The 1953-nt window shown below is 46.7% G+C and carries 2 protein-coding genes; both read right to left on the reverse strand.

Annotation, left to right across the window (positions count from 1 at the left end; translation table 11 throughout):
- Positions 1-186: 186 nt before the first annotated feature.
- Positions 187-633: a response regulator gene (locus BWI97_RS25680; RefSeq protein WP_094816528.1), complete on the reverse strand. Its 447-nt coding sequence runs from the start codon at positions 631-633 to the stop codon at positions 187-189.
- Between the two features lie 151 nt (positions 634-784).
- Positions 785-1953, reverse strand: a 1169-nt coding sequence (locus BWI97_RS25685; protein WP_233208052.1) for an ATP-binding protein, incomplete at its 5' end; no start/stop codon positions are given.

Genomic DNA, 1953 nt, shown 5'->3' on the forward strand with positions numbered 1-1953 from the left:
GGCACCTGCTCAAGCTCATTGATTACACCCCTTTGCCCGAGATACTGGCTAGAATCATAGCAACCAAAAAAGAAGGACAGAATCGTTAGCCCAAAGGCTGACGAAACCATTTTTGATCAAACCTACAAACGGAAGGAGTTACCAGGATCTCAAAAAACTCAGGTTAACGCCCTATTCATCAGATTATTAATTTACATCAGGACGATTGGGATGCTTGCAATCCGACCAGTAGCGAATCACGGAATCGAGCTGCTTTTGAAAAGCTTTCAAATCCGGACTTTTTTCAAAAAACCCCTGAATGGTTAGATGATAGGCTTCTTCGAGTTCTCTTTTATAAATGGGGTGAGAAAAGAAAACAAACGGAATAGCTTTGGTCCTGATTTCCTCATCCTCATCCAGTTTCTTTCGAAGCTCCATGCCGCTCATACCGCCCAGATGCACTTCTGAGATAATTAGAAAAGGTTGCAGACTTTTACTTTGCAGAGCTGTCAACAAATCCTCTCCTTTATTGAAGAACCGAAGCGGAAGGGAAGGAGCTATATCATGAATGATCGTTTCATAAACGTGCTGATCATCTTCATCATCTTCTAAAATGACTAAGGGATGCGTATCATAGGAAAAAGAAGGAGTCATAGTCTGATAGGGTGATTGACAAAAAATAGTATTTCTAAAAAATCATGCGAAAGGTATCTTATTTCCTTAGAGTAGTATAATTACCCGGGTTTGGATATAAAATGCAAGGGAACACCGCTGGCAGGACGATGCGAAGAATTCGCTCAGTTTTCTACGGATGCAGGGGCAGGTACACATGGAATAAAGCACCTTTCCCCAGCTGACTCTCTGCGGTGATCAGGCCGCCGTGATTATGGGCTACTTTTTGACAAATGGATAGTCCAATGCCCGAACCCTTGAATTCGGATTTACCATGCAGCCGTTGAAATACACCAAAAATACGTTCGGCATATTTTTCGTCGAAGCCTACGCCGTTATCCTGAATGCTGAGCTGGTGGTACATCCTGGCTTTTAACTGTAACTGACCTGGTAACTGGGTAAGCGGTACAACCTGGGCATTGATGACAATCTGGGGAATTTGCTTATGCCCACTTTGGTCTTTACTACTGAACTTCAGAGCATTGGATACCAGATTTTGCCAGAGTTGCTCGAGTTGCAGGGTATCGCCCATCACGTTTGGTAACGGAGCAATCTGCAATTGAGCCTGCGTTTCCTCCAGCGAAACGGATAAGTTTTCCTGAACCCGGTCCAGGATTTTGTTCAGGTCTACCAGCTTTAGCTCGGGCGTAGCATTGGAAATTTGTGAAAAAGCCAGCAAATCACTCACCAGCTCACTCATGCGGGCGGCGGAATAGCGGATCCGATCCAGGTAGGTTTCGTTCAGGACCCGATCCCGATCGTACTGTTTGACGAGTAAGTCACAAAACTGACGAATCTTTCGCAGCGGTTCCTGCAAATCGTGACTGGCAACGAAGGCGAATTGCTCCAAACTCTCGTTCGAGCGGCTCAGGTACTCGTTGGTTAGTACCAGTTCTTCGTTGCTGGCCTGCAGGTTTTCGTTGGAAGTGGCCAGCTCCCGCGTACGGTCTTCAACCTTGCTTTCCAGCACTTGCTGCATCTTTCGCTCAGGGGTTACATCCCGCACAAAACCACGGATATGCGTAGCCCGGCCCTGATCGTTAAAATGCGTGTTTCCCAGGGCATAGAGCGTATAGGTTTGCTGGGTTCGGGGGTTGACTATTTCAAATTCCACTTCCAGCCGTCGCTCGCCCTGCAGCGACAACGCTTGCCGATAGGCTTCTTCCAACATCTTCGCGTTCAAAGCCATGGAATCAATTTGCTCGAACGTCAAGGCAGATGTAAAGCCAATCCAGCGGGTAACACTGCRGGRAAAAGAAAGGATTTTTTCTTCCACGTGAATGTTCCAGGTACCGAGCTCGG

Origin of the sequence: Siphonobacter sp. BAB-5405 (assembly GCF_002872335.1) — a bacterium.
In the GTDB taxonomy this organism is placed as follows: domain Bacteria; phylum Bacteroidota; class Bacteroidia; order Cytophagales; family Spirosomataceae; genus Siphonobacter.

Coding starts and splice junctions, on each gene's coding strand:
- BWI97_RS25680 (WP_094816528.1), bottom strand. CDS start 633: ATGACTCCTTCTTTTTCCTATGATACGCATCCCTTAGTCATTTTAGAA.